The following is a 16316-nucleotide window of genomic DNA, read 5'->3' as shown; positions in this document are numbered from 1 at the left end:
ATTTGCAGGCACAAAAAACCGACCATAAGGTCGGTTTTTTCTGGATCTTGGTGCCCCGAGGGAGACTCGAACTCCCACTCCTTTCGAAAACGGATTTTGAATCCGCCGCGTCTACCAATTCCGCCATCAGGGCTTGTGGCGCCGCAGTATAGAGAGGTCGCCCAAGGTGGTCAATCGGCTTTCATGGTCAATTTTCACGCATTGGGCTAAACTTCCCGGCCCTGTCGAACCCGAACATCATCATGCGCGTCGCCGATTTTTCTTTCGAACTCCCCGATTCCTTGATCGCCCGCCATCCACTGGCCGAGCGTCATGGCAGCCGCCTGCTGGTGCTCGATGGCCCCAGCGGCGAACTGGCCCACAAGCAGTTCACCGACCTGCTCGACTACCTGCGCCCCGGCGACCTGATGGTGTTCAACAACACCCGGGTGATTCCGGCGCGGCTGTTCGGCCAGAAAGCCTCCGGCGGCAAGCTGGAAGTGCTGGTCGAGCGCGTGCTCGACAGCCACCGCGTGCTGGCCCACGTGCGCGCCAGCAAGGCGCCGAAAGAAGGCACGCAGATCCTCATCGACGGCGGAGGCGAGGCCGAGATGGTCGCGCGCCACGACACGCTGTTCGAACTGCGCTTCAGCGAAGAGGTGCTGCCGCTGCTCGAGCGCGTCGGTCACATGCCGCTGCCGCCGTACATCGACCGTCCCGACGAGGGCGCCGACCGCGAGCGCTACCAGACCGTCTACGCCGAGCGCGCCGGCGCCGTGGCCGCGCCCACCGCCGGCCTGCATTTCGACGAAGAGCTGCTGGCGAAGATCGCCGCCAAGGGCGTCGAGCGCGCCTTCGTCACCCTGCATGTGGGCGCCGGCACCTTCCAGCCGGTGCGGGTCGACAAGATCGAAGACCACACCATGCATAAAGAGTGGCTCGAAGTGAGCCAGGACGTGGTCGACGCCGTGGCCGCGTGCCGCGCCCGTGGCGGCCGGGTGATCGCCGTGGGCACCACCAGCGTGCGTTCGCTGGAGAGCGCGGCGCGCGATGGCGAGCTCAAGGCCTTCAGTGGCGACACGGACATCTTCATCTTCCCGGGCCGGCCGTTCCATGTGGTCGATTGCCTGGTCACCAACTTCCACCTGCCGGAGTCCACGCTGCTGATGCTGGTCTCGGCCTTCGCCGGTTACCCCGAGACCATGGCCGCCTACGCGGCGGCGGTCGAGAACGGGTACCGTTTCTTCAGTTACGGTGATGCCATGTTCATCACCCGCAATCCGGCGCCACGCGGCCCAGAGGATCAAGCATGAGTCGCACCTGTCGAATGTCGTTCGAACTGCTGGCCACCGACGGCAAGGCCCGTCGTGGCCGGCTGACCTTCCCCCGTGGCACCGTCGAGACCCCGGCCTTCATGCCGGTGGGCACCTACGGCACGGTCAAGGGCATGCTGCCGCGTGACATCGAGGCCATCGGCGCCGAGATCATCCTCGGCAATACCTTCCACCTGTGGCTGCGCCCGGGCACCGAGGTCATCAAGAAACACAACGGCCTGCACGATTTCATGCAATGGAAAGGCCCTATCCTCACTGATTCCGGTGGTTTCCAGGTGTTCAGCCTGGGCGCCATGCGCAAGATCAAGGAGGAAGGCGTGACCTTCGCGTCGCCAGTGGACGGTTCCAAGGTGTTCATGGGCCCCGAGGAGTCCATGCAGGTCCAGCGCGACCTGGGTTCGGACATCGTGATGATCTTCGACGAGTGCACGCCGTACCCGGCCGAGCACGATGTGGCGCGCACCTCCATGGAGCTGTCGCTGCGCTGGGCCCAGCGCTCGAAGAACGCCCACGGCGACAACACCGCGGCACTGTTCGGCATCGTCCAGGGTGGCATGTACCAGGACCTGCGCATGCGCTCGCTGGAAGCACTGGTCAACATCGACTTCGACGGCCTGGCCATCGGCGGCCTTTCGGTGGGTGAACCCAAGCACGAGATGATCAAGGTGCTGGACTACCTGCCCGCGCAGATGCCGGCTGACAAACCTCGTTACCTTATGGGGGTAGGCAAGCCGGAAGATCTTGTAGAGGGTGTGCGCCGCGGCGTCGACATGTTCGACTGCGTGATGCCCACGCGCAATGCGCGCAACGGCCATCTGTTCGTCGATACCGGGGTGATCAAGATCCGCAACGCGTTCCATCGCCACGATGAATCGCCGCTGGATCCGACCTGCGATTGCTATACCTGCACCAACTTCTCCCGCGCCTATCTGCACCACTTGGACAAGTGCGGCGAAATGTTGAGCAGCATGCTGAATACCATCCACAACTTGCGCCATTACCAGCGCTTGATGGCCGGTTTACGCGAGGCTATTCAACAGGGTAAATTGGCCGCCTTTGTCGACGCCTTCTACGCCAAGCGCGGGCTGCCTGTGCCGCCCTTGGACTGACTGTTCGCATCCATTATTAGAAAATATTCATTAGGAGTGCCCAATGAGCTTCTTGATTCCCGCCGCCTACGCGGACGCTGCAGCCCCAGCCGCCGGCCCAGCCGGTACCGGCTTCGAGTGGATCTTCCTGGTTGGTTTCCTGGTCATCTTCTACCTGATGATCTGGCGCCCGCAGGCCAAGCGTGCCAAAGAACAGAAAAACCTGCTGAGCAACCTGCAAAAAGGTGACGAAGTAGTCACCACCGGTGGCATCGCCGGCAAGATCGTCAAGGTTGCCGACGACTTCGTGGTCCTGGAAGTGTCCGACAACGTCGAGCTGAAGTTCCAGAAGGGTGCCGTGGCGGCGACCCTGCCGAAAGGTACGCTCAAGGCTATCTGAGTTACCGGTTTTCTTTTCCAGTCGGGGCGCGCAAAGCGCCCCGCGTCTTGAACGGGCGGCGTGATGCTGAACAAATACCCTCTGTGGAAATACCTGCTGATCGTGGTGGTACTGGCGATCGGCTTCATTTATTCCGCACCCAACCTCTATCCGGATGATCCGGCGGTGCAGATCAGTGGCGCCAGCTCCGCCCTGCATGTCAGCCAGGCCGACCTCGATCGCGTGACCAAGGCCCTGACCGATGCCGGCATCACCGTCAAAGGCGGCAGCCTGGGCGAGAAGGGCAGTGCCCTGGTGCGCCTGACCAATCAGGAAGACCAGCTGCCGGCCAAGGATGTGGCGCGCAAGGCCCTCGGCGACGACTACGTCGTGGCCCTGAACCTGGCCCAGACCACCCCGCAGTGGCTGCGCAACCTGGGTGCCAGCCCGATGAAGCTGGGCCTGGACCTGTCCGGTGGTGTGCACTTCCTGCTGGAAGTGGACATGGACAAGGCCATGACCGCTCGCATGAAAGTCTACGAAGGCGAGGTCAAGACCTTGCTGCGCAAAGAGCGCGTCCGCTACCGCAGCCTGCCCCAGCAGGACGGCGGCATCATGCTGGGCTTCGCCGACGATGCTACCCGCGAACAGGCCCGCAGCCTGATCCGCAAGAATTTCAATGATTTCGACCTGACCACCACCGAGCGCAACGAGCTCGCCGTGCTGCGTCTGGCGCTGACCCAGGCGAAAGTCGCCGAGATCCGCGAATACTCGATCAAGCAGAACCTGACCACCGTGCGCAACCGGGTCAACGAGCTGGGCGTGGCCGAGCCGCTGGTCCAGCGCCAGGGCGCCAACCGCATCGTGGTCGAGCTGCCGGGCGTGCAGGACACCGCCGAAGCCAAGCGTATCCTCGGCAAGACCGCCAACCTGGAGTTCCGCTTCGGTGCCGAGCCGGGTGCGTCCAAGGCCACCACCGAGGTGTTCGAGTTCCGCGAAGGCGGCCGCTCCGCCCCTGTAGAGCGCGGCCTGATCATCACCGGTGACCAGGTCACCGACGCCCAGGCCAGCTTCGACGAGCACGGTCGCCCGCAGGTGAACATTCGCCTAGACGGCCACGGCGGCGAGCTGATGAGCCGCGCCACCCGCAGCAACGTCGGGCGCAGCATGGCGGTGATCTTCATCGAGCAGAAGCCGGTCACCCGCTACCAGAAGCAGGTGGTCGACGGCGTCGAGAAAGAAGTCGCGGTGCAGACCTTCCAGGAAGAGAAGAAGATCATCAGCCTGGCGACCATCCAGTCGCCGCTGGGCAGCCAGTTCCGCATCACCGGCCTGAACGGCCAGGGCGAATCGTCCGAACTGGCCCTGCTGCTGCGTGCCGGTGGCCTGGCCGCGCCGATGTACTTCGCCGAAGAGCGCACCATTGGTCCGAGCCTGGGCGCCGACAACATCACCAAGGGTATCGATGCGTCCCTGTGGGGCATGCTGTTCGTCTCGCTGTTCATCATCGCCATCTACCGCGCCTTCGGCGTGCTGGCGACCATTGCCCTCGCAGGCAACATGGTCCTGCTGCTGGCGCTGATGTCGCTGCTGGGTGCCACCCTGACCCTGCCGGGCATCGCCGGTATCGTGCTGACCATGGGCATGGCGGTGGACGCCAACGTGCTGATCTTCTCGCGTATCCGCGAAGAGATCGCCGCCGGCATGTCGGTGCAGCGCGCCATCCACGAAGGTTTCAACCGCGCCTACTCGGCGATCGTCGACGCCAACCTGACCACCCTGCTGGTCGGCGGCATCCTGTTCGCCATGGGTACCGGCCCGGTCAAGGGCTTCGCGGTCACCATGTCCCTCGGGATTTTCACCTCGATGTTCACCGCCGTCATGGTGACCCGCGCACTGGTCAACCTGACCTGTGGCGGGCGTGACATCAAGAAGCTGTGGGTTTGAGGGAGCTGCGATGAAAACCATCAACTTCATGGGCGTGCGCAATGTCGCGTTCGCCATTACCGTGCTCCTCACCGTGCTGGCGCTGTTCAGCTGGTGGCACAAGGGCCTGAACTTCGGCCTGGACTTCACCGGCGGTACGCTGATCGAGCTCACCTACGAGCGTCCGGCGGACCTGGAAAAGGTCCGTACCGAACTGGTCGGTTCCGGCTTCCACGATGCCGTGGTGCAGAGCTTCGGCGCCACCACCGACCTGCTGGTGCGCATGCCGGGCGATGACCCGCAGTTGGGCAACCGCGTGGCCGAGGCGCTGCAGAAGATCGGCGGCGACAACCCGGCCACGGTCAAGCGCGTCGAGTTCGTCGGCCCGCAGGTGGGCGAGGAACTGCGTGACCAGGGTGGCCTCGGCATGCTCCTGGCCCTGGGCGGCATCCTCATCTACCTGGCGTTCCGCTTTCAGTGGAAGTTCGCCGTGGGCGCGATCATCTCGCTGGTCCACGACGTGGTGGTCACCCTGGGTATCCTGTCGTTCTTCCAGATCACCTTCGACCTGACGGTGCTGGCGGCGGTACTGGCGATCATCGGCTACTCGCTCAATGACACCATCGTCGTGTTCGACCGGGTGCGCGAGAACTTCCGCGTGCTGCGCAAGGCCTCGCTGATCGAGAACATCAACATCTCGACCACCCAGACCCTGCTGCGGACCGTCGCCACCTCGGTGTCGACCTTGCTGGCCATCGCCGCGCTGCTGTTCTTCGGCGGCGACAACCTGTTTGGCTTCTCCCTGGCGCTGTTCATCGGTGTCATGGCGGGTACCTACTCGTCGATCTACATCGCCAACGTGGTGCTGATCTGGCTGAACCTGAGCAGCGAAGACCTGATCCCGCCGGTCAAGACCGAGGGTGTGGACGACCGTCCGTAAGGCTTGTTCCGCGCCATTCGGCGCAAAGAGAGGCGCGAGTGTTGAACTCGCGCCTTTTTTTTTGCTCCAAGGCAGGGAGAAGGCGGGCCGGAGTCCGCGGGTACGATCAGGAGGTTCACGTGAACAAGTCAATGCTGGTGGGTGCGGTTCTGGGTGCTGTCGGTGTGACTGCCGGAGGTGCTGTGGCGACCTACAGCTTGGTGAACAAGGGGCCTGAGTACGCCCAGGTCACCGACGTGCAGCCGATCAAGCAGCAAGTGAAAACGCCGCGTGAGGTCTGCAAGGATGTCACCGTGACGCGCCAGGCGCCGGTCAAGGACCAGCACCAGATTGCCGGTACGGTGGTCGGTGCCATCGCCGGTGGCCTGCTGGGCAACCAGATCGGTGGCGGTACCGGCAAGAAGATTGCCACCGTGGCCGGTGCGGTCGGTGGCGGCTATGCCGGCAACAAGGTGCAGGAAGGCATGCAGGAGCGTGATACCTACACCACCACGCAAACCCGTTGCAACACGGTCAACGACATCAGCGAGAAGGTGGTTGGCTACAACGTGACCTATTCCATCGGCGACCAGGTGGGCAAGGTGAAGATGGACCACGAGCCGGGCTCAACCATCCCGCTGGACAAGAATGGCAAGCTGGTCTTGAGCCAGAACCAGCCAGGTCAGTAAACCTTTCGCAGGCCGCCCCCACAGAAGGCGTCGATCGCAGATACAAAAAAAGCACCCCGAGGGGTGCTTTTTTGTGCTCGCAATCAGCGCTTAGCGCTTCATGTGCTCTGGCAGGTGCGGCTGGATGGCGGTCAGCACGGCCTTGAAGCACTTGATGTTGCCCGCGACGATGTGGCCCTTCTCGAGGAAGTCGTGGCCACCGTTGAAGTCGCTCACCAGGCCACCGGCTTCCTGGATCAGCAGCACGCCCGCGGCCATGTCCCACTCGGACAGGCCCGACTCCCAGAAGGCGTCGAAGCGGCCGGCGGCGACGTAGGCCAGGTCCAGGCTGGCGGAGCCGGCGCGGCGAATGCCGGCGGTCTGGCCGGTCAGGGCGCGGAACATGCCCAGGTAGTTGTCCAGGTCGGCCATCTGGTTGTCACGGAACGGGAAGCCGGTGCCCAGCAGTGCGCCTTCCAGGCTGGTGCGCGAGCTGACGCGCAGGCGGCGGCCATTGAGCTGGGCGCCACGGCCACGGCTGGCGGTGAATTCTTCCTGGCGAACCGGGTCGACGATCACGGCGTGCTCGAGGCGGCCGCGGTATTTGCAGGCGATGCTGACGGCGAAGTGCGGAACGCCACGCAGGAAGTTGGTGGTGCCGTCCAGCGGATCGATGATCCACAGGTAATCCTTGCCTTCTTCGCCGGTGCCGGCGTGCAGGCCAGTCTCTTCGCCCTGGATCGAGTGGTTCGGGTAGGCCTTGCGCAGGGCCTCGACGATGACCTTCTCCGCGGCGCGGTCAACCTCGGACACGTAGTCCTTGGCCTGCTTTTCGTCGACTTTGATGCTATCCAGGCGTTCGATGGAGCGGAAAATCAGTTCACTGGCGCTGCGAGCGGCGCGCAGGGCGATATTCAGCATAGGCTGCATGGGAAGGTCACCTGGAGATGTTAAAGAGGAAAGCCGATCATTCTAGCAGAAATCTTTCACGACAGAAGTGTCACATTTGCTTTCATGGCGTTACGCTGGTCGGTTCTGTAAGATCGAACCCTCCTGTTTCCGCATCCGAGAGCACGACACCTTGCTGCAAAATATTCGTGTTGTTCTGGTCAATACCAGCCACCCCGGCAACATCGGCGGCGCTGCGCGAGCCATGAAAAACATGGGCTTGTCGCGTCTGGTGCTGGTGCAGCCAAAAGAGTTTCCGGCCGCGGACGCCAGTGCCCGCGCCTCGGGCGCCGACGACGTGCTGGACAACGCCCAGGTGGTCGACAGCCTCGAGCAGGCACTGGTCGGCTGCAGCCTGGTCATGGGTACCAGCGCCCGTGAGCGCAGCATCCCCTGGCCGCTGATCGACCCGCGCGAGTGCGGGGCCAAGGCCGTGGCCCAGGCCATGGGCGGCGAAGAGATCGCCCTGGTGTTCGGGCGCGAGCACGCCGGCCTGACCAACGAAGAACTGCAGCGATGTCACTTCCACGTGCACATTCCCTCGAACCCCGACTTCAGCTCGCTGAATCTGGCCGCCGCCGTCCAGGTGCTCTCCTATGAGGTGCGCATGGCCTGGCTGGCAGGGCAGGGCAGTGCGGCGAAGGTCGAGAAGGTCGACGCCAGCGAGCTGGCGACCATGGACGAAATGGAGCTGTTCTACGACCACCTGGAAAAGACCCTGGTGGACATCGGCTTCCTCGATCCCGAGAAACCCAAGCACCTGATGGCGCGCCTGCGCCGGCTGTATGGGCGAAGCTCGGTGGAGCGTCCGGAAATGAGCATTTTGCGCGGCATCCTTACCGAGACCCAGAAGGTCGCACGGGGCGAGCCGCATAAACGGAAGGACTGACAGATGTTCGAACGTCTGCGTGAAGATATCCAGAGCGTTTTCCATCGTGACCCGGCGGCGCGCAACGCCTTCGAGGTCCTGACCTGCTACCCGGGGATGCACGCCATCTGGCTGCATCGGCTGGGCAATGCCCTGTGGCGACGCGACTTCAAGTGGCTGGCGCGGCTGGTGTCGAACTTCGGTCGCTGGATGACCGGCATCGAGATCCACCCGGGCGCGACCATCGGCCGGCGCTTCTTCATCGACCACGGCATGGGCATCGTCATCGGCGAGACCGCCGAGATCGGCGACGACGTGACCCTGTACCAGGGCGTCACCCTCGGTGGCACCAGCTGGAACAAGGGCAAGCGTCACCCGACCCTGGAAAACGGCGTGGTGGTCGGTGCCGGGGCCAAGGTGCTGGGCCCGTTCACCGTCGGCGCCGGGGCCAAGATCGGCTCCAACGCCGTGGTCACCAAGGCAGTGCCGGCCGGCGCCACGGCGGTGGGCATTCCGGGGCGGATCATCGTCAAGACCGAGGATGACGCCGTCGAGGCCAAGCGCAAGGCCATGGCCGAGAAGATCGGCTTCGATGCCTATGGTGTCAGCGGCGACATGCCGGACCCGGTGGCCCGCGCCATCGGCCAGATGCTCGACCACCTGCAGGCCGTCGACGAGCGCCTGGAGGGCATGTGCGGCGCGCTGACCCGGATGGGCAGTGACTACTGTGCCAAGGAGCTGCCGGCGCTGCCCGACGACGACTTCGCCGCGGCCTGCGCCGAACTCAAGCAGGGCGACACTCAGTCGCATTGATTGCGCCGGACCGACACAAGGGGCGTGTGCTTGCGCCCCTTGTCTGCTACACTCGCGCCCGCCTCCCGCATGCATACCCGACTAAAGCACTAGGTCTAATAGTTGACTTAAATGCTCGGGAATCGCATACTCGCACACATCCTGTAACTCCCGTGGTACCCATACGCCATGCGACTGACTACCAAAGGCCGATACGCCGTGACCGCCATGCTCGACCTGGCGTTGCACGCGCAGCAGGGGCCGGTGTCTTTGGCCGACATTTCCGAGCGCCAGGGCATTTCCCTCTCTTATCTGGAACAGCTGTTCGCCAAGCTGCGCCGCAGCAGCCTGGTATCCAGCGTTCGCGGTCCGGGCGGCGGCTACCAGCTGTCGCGGGGCATGGAAACCATCCAGGTGGCCCAGGTCATCGACGCGGTCAACGAATCGGTCGATGCCACCCGTTGCCAGGGGCTGGGGGACTGCCACGCCGGTGATACCTGCCTGACTCACCACCTGTGGTGCGACCTGAGCCAGCAGATCCATGAATTCCTCAGTGGCATCAGCCTGGCCGACCTCGTCATGCGCCGCGAGGTGCAGGAAGTCGCCCAGCGCCAGGACCTGCGCCGTGTCGCAGGCCGAGTTGCCCAGTTGGACAAGATTGAGACGTCCGCCGTCGACTGAAACCACAGCGACGAGCGACGCCACCGCCTGATAGGAGATACTCAATGAAGTTGCCGATCTACCTCGATTACTCCGCGACCACGCCGGTCGATCCCCGTGTCGCCCAGAAGATGGCCGAGTGCCTGCTGGTTGACGGGAACTTCGGCAACCCGGCCTCGCGCTCCCACGTGTTCGGCTGGAAGGCCGAGGAAGCAGTCGAGAACGGCCGCCGCCAGGTCGCCGAACTGATCAACGCCGACCCGCGCGAGATCGTCTGGACCAGCGGTGCCACCGAGTCCGACAACCTCGCCCTGAAAGGCGTGGCGCACTTCTATCAGACCAAGGGCAAGCACATCATCACCTCCAAGATCGAGCACAAGGCGGTCCTGGACACCGCTCGCCAGCTCGAGCGTGAAGGTTTCGAAGTCACCTACCTCGAGCCTGGCGAAGACGGCATCGTCACCCCAGCCATGGTCGAGGCCGTGCTGCGCGACGACACCATCCTGGTCTCGCTGATGCACGTGAACAACGAAGTCGGCTCGATCAACGACATCGCCGCCATCGGTGAACTGACCCGCTCGCGCGGCGTCTTGTTCCACGTCGATGCCGCCCAATCGGCCGGCCGTGTCGAGATCGACCTGCAGAAGCTCAAGGTCGACCTGATGTCGTTCTCCGCGCACAAGGTGTATGGCCCGAAAGGCATCGGCGCGCTGTACGTCAGCCGCAAGCCGCGTGTGCGCCTGGAAGCCATCATCCACGGCGGTGGCCATGAGCGCGGCATGCGTTCGGGCACCCTGCCGACCCACCAGATCGTCGGCATGGGCGAAGCCTTCGCCATCGCCAAGCAGGAAATGGCCGCTGAAAACGTGCGCATCAAGGCCCTGAGCGACCGCTTCTTCAAGCAGGTCTCGGACCTCGAAGAGCTGTACGTCAACGGCAGCCAGACCCAGCGCGTGCCGCACAACCTGAACCTGAGCTTCAACTACGTCGAGGGCGAGTCGCTGCTGATGTCGCTGAAGGACATCGCCGTTTCGTCCGGTTCGGCCTGCACCTCCGCTTCGCTCGAGCCGTCCTACGTCCTGCGCGCCCTGGGCCGCAATGACGAACTGGCGCACAGCTCGATCCGCTTCTCCTTCGGTCGCTTCACCACCGAGGAAGAAGTCGACTACGCCGCGCAGAAAGTTTGCGAAGCCGTGAACAAGCTGCGTGAATTGTCGCCGCTGTGGGACATGTACAAAGACGGCGTCGACATCTCCAAGATCGAGTGGGCCGCCCACTAAGCAGTCGCCGGCAAGAGCGGCTCCCTGATGAGGAAGGAATTGCACCATGGCATACAGTGAAAAGGTCATCGACCACTACGAAAACCCGCGCAACGTCGGCAAGATGAACGCCGACGATCCGGATGTCGGCACCGGCATGGTTGGCGCCCCGGCCTGCGGCGACGTGATGCGCCTGCAGATCAAGGTCAACGAGCAGGGTGTCATCGAAGACGCCAAGTTCAAGACCTACGGTTGCGGTTCGGCCATCGCCTCCAGCTCCCTCGCCACCGAGTGGATGAAGGGCAAGACCCTGGACGAGGCCGAAACCATCAAGAACACCCAGCTGGCTGAAGAGCTGGCACTGCCGCCGGTCAAGATCCACTGCTCCGTGCTCGCCGAAGATGCCATCAAGGCAGCTGTTCGCGATTACAAGCAGAAGAAAGGCTTGATCTAAGTCGACTGTCGCGAGGTAAGGAGTTCCGATGGCTATCAGCATGACAGAAGCCGCCGCCAACCACATTCGCCGCTCCCTCGACGGGCGCGGCAAGGGTGAGGGCATTCGCCTGGGCGTGCGCACCACCGGCTGCTCGGGCCTGGCCTACGTGCTGGAGTTCGTCGACGAGCTCGCCGCCGAAGACCAGGTGTTCGAGAACCATGGCGTGAAGGTCATCATCGACCCGAAAAGCCTGGTCTATCTCGACGGCACCGAGCTGGACTTCGTCAAGGAAGGGTTGAACGAAGGCTTCAAGTTCAACAACCCCAACGTGCGCGGTGAGTGTGGCTGCGGCGAAAGCTTCAACGTTTGAGGCTGGCCGTGGGTACTCCTTGTCATTTCGCCCTGTTTGACCTGCAGCCTGGTTTTCGTCTGGACCTCGACAAATTGGCCGTTCGCTACCGCGAGCTGGCCCGCGAGGTCCATCCGGACCGTTTCGCCGACGCTTCCGAGCGCGAGCAGCGCGTAGCGCTGGAAAAGTCGGCGGCCCTCAACGACGCCTACCAGACCTTGCGCAGCGCGCCGCGCCGGGCCCGCTACCTGCTGGCCATCGGCGGCCATGAGGTGCCTCAGGAAGTCACGGTGCACGACCCGGACTTCCTGCTGCAGCAGATGCAGTGGCGCGAAGAACTCGAAGACCTGCAGGACGAAGCCGATCTCGACGGTGTCGCCGTGTTCAAGAAGCGCCTCAAGGTCGCCCAGGACACGCTGAACGAGGATTTCGCCGCCTGCTGGGATATTGCTGCAGAGCGTGAGCAGGCCGAGCGCCTGATGCGCCGCATGCAGTTCCTCGACAAGCTCGCCCAAGAAGTGCGCCAACTCGAAGAGCGCCTCGACGATTAACCCCGGCGTTGCCCGTGATGACGCCTAAGGTACTCAGATAAGCATGGCCCTACTGCAGATCGCCGAACCCGGTCAGAGCCCCCAGCCGCACCAGCGCCGCCTGGCGGTGGGCATCGACCTGGGCACCACCAATTCTCTCGTCGCCGCCGTGCGCAGCGGGCGCAGCGAACCGCTGCCCGATGCCCAGGGCAGTGTCATCCTGCCATCCGCCGTGCGTTATCTCGACAACGCTGTCGAAGTCGGCCTGGCCGCGCGCGAGGCTGCCCCCAGCGACCCGCTCAACAGCATCCTGTCGGTCAAGCGTCTGATGGGGCGTGGCCTGGCGGACGTCAAGCAGCTGGGTGAGCAACTGCCGTACCGTTTTGTCGGCGGTGAGTCGCACATGCCGTTCATCGACACCGTCCAGGGTCCGAAAAGCCCGGTGGAAGTGTCGGCCGATATTCTCAAGGTGCTGCGTCAGCGTGCCGAGGAAACCCTCGGTGGCGAGCTGGTCGGCGCGGTGATCACCGTCCCGGCCTATTTCGACGATGCCCAGCGCCAGGCGACCAAGGACGCCGCCAAGCTGGCCGGCCTCAATGTCCTGCGCTTGCTCAACGAACCGACCGCGGCTGCCGTGGCCTATGGCCTGGATCAGGATGCCGAAGGCGTCGTGGCGATTTTCGACCTGGGCGGCGGTACCTTCGATATCTCCATCCTGCGCCTGACCGCTGGTGTCTTCGAAGTGCTGGCTACCGGTGGCGACACTGCCCTGGGTGGCGATGACTTCGACCATGCGATTGCCGGCTGGATCATCGGGCAGGCTGGCTTGTCCGCCGACCTCGATCCGGCCACCCAGCGCCTGCTGCTGCAGACCGCTTGCGCGGCCAAGGAAGCCTTGACCGACAGTGAAGCGGTCAGCGTCCAGCATGGCGCCTGGCAGGGCGAGCTGACCCGTGCCGCCTTCGAAGCCATGATCGAACCGATGATCGCCCGCAGTCTCAAGGCCTGCCGCCGCGCCGTGCGCGACAGCGGCATCGAGCTGGAAGAGGTCGGCGCGGTGGTCATGGTCGGCGGTTCGACCCGTGTCCCGCGTGTGCGCGAGGCGGTCGGCGCGCTGTTCGGTCGTACCCCGCTGACCTCGATCGACCCCGACCAGGTGGTGGCCATCGGTGCCGCCATCCAGGCCGATACCCTCGCCGGCAACCGCCGCGAAGGCGGCGAGCTGCTGCTGCTCGACGTCATCCCGCTGTCCCTGGGGCTTGAGACCATGGGCGGGCTGATGGAGAAGGTGATCCCGCGCAACACCACCATTCCGGTGGCCCGCGCCCAGGAATTCACCACGTACAAAGATGGCCAGTCGGCCATGATGATCCACGTCCTGCAGGGCGAGCGCGAGCTGATCAGCGACTGCCGTTCCCTGGCGCGCTTCGAGCTGCGCGGCATCCCGGCCATGGTCGCGGGCGCGGCGAAGATCCGCGTGACCTTCCAGGTCGACGCCGACGGCCTGCTCAGCGTCGCGGCCCGCGAACTGGGTTCGGGCGTGGAATCGAGCATCCAGGTCAAGCCGTCCTACGGCCTGACCGACGGCGAGATCGCCCGCATGCTCAAGGACTCCTTCGAGCATGCAGGCTCCGACAAGCACGCCCGCCAACTGCGCGAGCACCAGGTCGACGCCGAGCGCCTGCTCGAGGCGGTGCAGGGCGCCCTGGACGCCGATGGCGAGCGCCTGCTCAGCAGTGACGAGCGCGACGCGATCGAATTCCAGATGCAGGAACTACGTGATTTGCTGACCGGCACCGATGGCGCCGCCATCGAGCAACAGACCAAGCGTCTGTCGCAGGTGACCGATGCATTTGCCGCCCGTCGCCTTGATTCGACGGTCAAAGCCGCACTGGCCGGGCGCAACCTGAATGAGATCGAGGAGTAACCGATGCCGCTGGTGACATTCCTGCCGCACGAGAAGTTCTGCCCCGAGGGCTTGACCGTGGAAGTGCCGACCGGGACCAATATCCTGGAGCTGGCCCACGACCATCACATCGAGATGGAAAGCGCCTGCGGCGGTGTCAAGGCCTGCACCACTTGCCACTGCATCATCCGCAAGGGCTTCGACTCGCTTGAAGAAGCCGACGAGCTCGAAGAGGACATGCTGGACAAGGCCTGGGGCCTGGAGGCGCAGTCGCGCCTGGGTTGCCAGGTGGTTGTCGGCGATGAGGACCTCACCATCGAGATCCCCAAGTATTCGCTCAACCACGCCGCCGAAGCGCCGCACTGAGGGCCTGTACATGAGTCTGAAATGGGTTGATGTACTTGAGATCGCCATCCAGCTTGCGGAAAGCAAGCCCGAGGTCGATCCTCATTACGTGAATTTCGTCGATCTGCGCGCCTGGGTCATGGCGCTGCCGGACTTCGATGACGATCCGTCGCGTTGCGGCGAGAAGGTTCTCGAGGCCATCCAGGCGGCCTGGATCGAAGAAGCCGACTGAGCGCACGCTGCAGGTTAGGCAATCCCCTGGAACCCGCGTATAATTCGCGGGTTTAATTTTTCGCAACACTCAATATTCTGGAGTTTTCCATGGCTGTTCAACGTACTTTCTCCATCATCAAGCCTGACGCCGTTGCCAAGAACGTCATCGGCGAGATCACCACTCGCTTCGAGAAAGCCGGCCTGCGCGTCGTCGCCTCGAAAATGAAGCAGCTGTCCAAAGCCGAAGCCGAAGGCTTCTACGCCGAGCACAAAGAGCGTGGCTTCTTTGGTGACCTGGTTGCCTTCATGACTTCCGGCCCAGTCGTTGTACAGGTTCTGGAAGGCGAAAACGCCATTCTGGCCAACCGTGAGCTGATGGGCGCCACCAACCCTAAAGAAGCGGCTGCCGGCACCATCCGCGCCGACTTCGCCGAGTCGATCGACGCCAACGCCGTTCACGGTTCGGACTCCGAAGCCGCCGCTGCTCGCGAAATCGCTTACTTCTTCGCTGCTACCGAGGTAACCACTCGCTAAGCGAAGGCTTACGGGTGAGGGTGAATCCATGACGACATCGACTGACAAGATCAACCTGCTGGGGCTGACCCTGGCGGAAATGGAACAGTTCTTCGACTCAATCGGGGAGAAGCGCTTCCGTGCCGGTCAGGTGATGAAATGGATTCACCATTTTGGCGTCGATGATTTCGCCGCCATGACCAATGTCGGCAAGGTCTTGCGCGAAAAGCTCGAGGCCGTTGCCGAGATTCGGGGCCCGGAAGTGGTCAGTGAAGACATTTCCGCCGACGGCACCCGCAAGTGGGTGGTCCGCGTTGCCTCCGGCAGCTGCGTCGAGACCGTCTACATCCCTACCGACGATCGCGGCACCCTGTGCGTGTCGTCGCAAGCCGGCTGTGCCCTGGACTGCAGCTTCTGCTCCACCGGCAAGCAAGGCTTCAACAGCAACCTCACCGCCGCCGAAGTGATCGGCCAGGTGTGGCTTGCCAACAAATCCTTCGGGACCGTTCCGGCCAAGATCGACCGCGCCATCACCAACGTGGTCATGATGGGCATGGGCGAACCCCTGCTGAATTTCGACAATGTCATCGCCGCGATGAAGATCATGATGGAAGATCTGGGCTATGGCATTTCCAAGCGTCGCGTCACCCTGTCCACCTCGGGCGTGGTGCCGATGATCGACGAACTGGCCAAGCACATCGACGTGTCGCTGGCCCTGTCGCTGCACGCGCCGAACGACGAACTGCGCAACAAGCTGGTGCCGATCAACAAGAAGTACCCGCTGAAGATGCTGCTGGAGTCGTGCATGGGCTACATGTCCACCCTCGGCGGCAAGCGCGTGCTCACCATCGAGTACACCCTGCTCAAGGACGTCAACGACCAGCCCGAGCACGCCGCGCAGATGATCGAGCTGCTGCGTGATGTGCCGTGCAAGATCAACCTGATCCCGTTCAACCCGTTCCCGCACTCGGGCTACGAGCGACCGAGCAACAATGCCATCCGTCGCTTCCAGGACCTGCTGCACCACGGCGGCTTCAACGTGACCACGCGCACCACCCGCGGTGACGACATCGATGCCGCCTGCGGTCAGCTGGTGGGTCAGGTCAACGACCGTACCCGCCGCAGCGAGCGCTACATCGCCGTACGCCAGCTGGCTGCCGACGAGCCGCAAGACAGCGCCGCGCGCCCCTGACGAGCACCTGCC

19 protein-coding genes and 1 tRNA gene are annotated in these 16316 nt (G+C 63.6%); 18 read left to right on the top strand and 2 right to left on the bottom strand.

Translation table 11 applies throughout. The annotated features are described in order from the left end of the window. Positions 1-48: 48 nt before the first annotated feature. Positions 49-133: transfer RNA gene (locus CC207_RS16080), tRNA-Leu, on the bottom strand. Between the two features lie 109 nt (positions 134-242). On the opposite strand from CC207_RS16080, the gene queA reads away from it, so the two are divergent. The 6 genes from queA (at position 243) to CC207_RS16050 (ending at position 6314) form a co-directional block, all read left to right on the top strand. After that, positions 243-1292 (top strand): tRNA preQ1(34) S-adenosylmethionine ribosyltransferase-isomerase QueA, encoded by a 1050-nt coding sequence (gene queA, locus CC207_RS16075; RefSeq protein WP_028689579.1) that lies wholly within the window; start codon positions 243-245, stop codon positions 1290-1292. A 14-nt stretch (positions 1293-1306) separates the two neighbouring features. Then, a complete protein-coding gene (tgt, locus tag CC207_RS16070; protein ID WP_023629281.1) occupies positions 1307-2422 on the top strand; it encodes a tRNA guanosine(34) transglycosylase Tgt in 1116 nt (371 codons plus the stop codon). Positions 2423-2465: 43 nt separating this feature from the next. Continuing rightward, positions 2466-2801 (top strand): preprotein translocase subunit YajC, encoded by a 336-nt coding sequence (yajC, locus tag CC207_RS16065; protein ID WP_050704350.1) that lies wholly within the window; start codon positions 2466-2468, stop codon positions 2799-2801. Positions 2802-2864: 63 nt separating this feature from the next. Beyond that, a complete protein-coding gene (gene secD / locus CC207_RS16060; RefSeq protein WP_028689582.1) occupies positions 2865-4727 on the top strand; it encodes a protein translocase subunit SecD in 1863 nt (620 codons plus the stop codon). 10 nt (positions 4728-4737) lie between these two features. After that, positions 4738-5646 carry a protein translocase subunit SecF gene (gene secF, locus CC207_RS16055; protein ID WP_028689583.1) on the top strand — a complete coding sequence of 303 codons (909 nt, stop codon included), beginning with the start codon at positions 4738-4740 and terminating at the stop codon, positions 5644-5646. 119 nt (positions 5647-5765) lie between these two features. Then, the gene (locus tag CC207_RS16050) at positions 5766-6314 is read left to right on the top strand and encodes a glycine zipper 2TM domain-containing protein (protein ID WP_028689584.1); all 549 of its coding nucleotides are present in this window, start codon (positions 5766-5768) and stop codon (positions 6312-6314) included. Between the two features lie 90 nt (positions 6315-6404). Here CC207_RS16050 and suhB read toward each other — a convergent pair whose 3' ends face one another. After that, a complete protein-coding gene (gene suhB / locus CC207_RS16045; RefSeq protein ID WP_028689585.1) occupies positions 6405-7223 on the bottom strand; it encodes an inositol-phosphate phosphatase in 819 nt (272 codons plus the stop codon). Between the two features lie 151 nt (positions 7224-7374). Here suhB and trmJ point away from each other — a divergent pair, with 151 nt between their 5' ends. The 12 genes from trmJ to rlmN all read left to right on the top strand — a co-directional run bounded on the left by trmJ (position 7375) and on the right by rlmN (position 16304). After that, a complete protein-coding gene (trmJ, locus tag CC207_RS16040; RefSeq protein WP_062364557.1) occupies positions 7375-8130 on the top strand; it encodes a tRNA (cytosine(32)/uridine(32)-2'-O)-methyltransferase TrmJ in 756 nt (251 codons plus the stop codon). A 3-nt stretch (positions 8131-8133) separates the two neighbouring features. Beyond that, positions 8134-8922, top strand: a complete 789-nt coding sequence (gene cysE, locus CC207_RS16035; RefSeq protein ID WP_028689587.1) for a serine O-acetyltransferase — start codon at positions 8134-8136, stop codon at positions 8920-8922. 168 nt (positions 8923-9090) lie between these two features. Then, on the top strand, positions 9091-9582 hold the full coding sequence (gene iscR / locus CC207_RS16030; RefSeq protein WP_028689588.1) for a Fe-S cluster assembly transcriptional regulator IscR: 492 nt from the start codon (positions 9091-9093) through the stop codon (positions 9580-9582). 44 nt (positions 9583-9626) lie between these two features. Next, positions 9627-10841 (top strand): IscS subfamily cysteine desulfurase, encoded by a 1215-nt coding sequence (locus CC207_RS16025; protein WP_046854251.1) that lies wholly within the window; start codon positions 9627-9629, stop codon positions 10839-10841. 46 nt (positions 10842-10887) lie between these two features. After that, complete coding sequence (gene iscU / locus CC207_RS16020) at positions 10888-11274, top strand: Fe-S cluster assembly scaffold IscU (RefSeq protein WP_011532337.1); 387 nt, start codon at positions 10888-10890, stop codon at positions 11272-11274. 28 nt (positions 11275-11302) lie between these two features. Next, the gene (gene iscA / locus CC207_RS16015; RefSeq protein ID WP_023630636.1) at positions 11303-11626 is read left to right on the top strand and encodes an iron-sulfur cluster assembly protein IscA; all 324 of its coding nucleotides are present in this window, start codon (positions 11303-11305) and stop codon (positions 11624-11626) included. An 8-nt stretch (positions 11627-11634) separates the two neighbouring features. Beyond that, on the top strand, positions 11635-12156 hold the full coding sequence (hscB, locus tag CC207_RS16010) for a co-chaperone HscB (RefSeq protein ID WP_062575680.1): 522 nt from the start codon (positions 11635-11637) through the stop codon (positions 12154-12156). A gap of 43 nt (positions 12157-12199) precedes the next feature. Continuing rightward, complete coding sequence (hscA, locus tag CC207_RS16005; RefSeq protein WP_062364553.1) at positions 12200-14062, top strand: Fe-S protein assembly chaperone HscA; 1863 nt, start codon at positions 12200-12202, stop codon at positions 14060-14062. 3 nt (positions 14063-14065) lie between these two features. Beyond that, complete coding sequence (gene fdx / locus CC207_RS16000) at positions 14066-14407, top strand: ISC system 2Fe-2S type ferredoxin (RefSeq protein ID WP_028689592.1); 342 nt, start codon at positions 14066-14068, stop codon at positions 14405-14407. 10 nt (positions 14408-14417) lie between these two features. After that, entirely contained in the window at positions 14418-14618 is a 201-nt protein-coding gene (gene iscX / locus CC207_RS15995; RefSeq protein WP_028689593.1) for a Fe-S cluster assembly protein IscX, read from the top strand. Between the two features lie 89 nt (positions 14619-14707). After that, entirely contained in the window at positions 14708-15133 is a 426-nt protein-coding gene (ndk, locus tag CC207_RS15990) for a nucleoside-diphosphate kinase (RefSeq protein ID WP_023630072.1), read from the top strand. Between the two features lie 28 nt (positions 15134-15161). Continuing rightward, complete coding sequence (gene rlmN / locus CC207_RS15985; RefSeq protein ID WP_028689594.1) at positions 15162-16304, top strand: 23S rRNA (adenine(2503)-C(2))-methyltransferase RlmN; 1143 nt, start codon at positions 15162-15164, stop codon at positions 16302-16304. Positions 16305-16316: the final 12 nt, after the last annotated feature.

Origin of the sequence: Pseudomonas sp. DrBHI1 (genome assembly GCF_002205115.1) — a bacterium.
Classification (GTDB): Bacteria; Pseudomonadota; Gammaproteobacteria; order Pseudomonadales; family Pseudomonadaceae; genus Aquipseudomonas; species Aquipseudomonas mosselii.
This window is presented reverse-complemented; position numbering and strand designations above follow the sequence as displayed.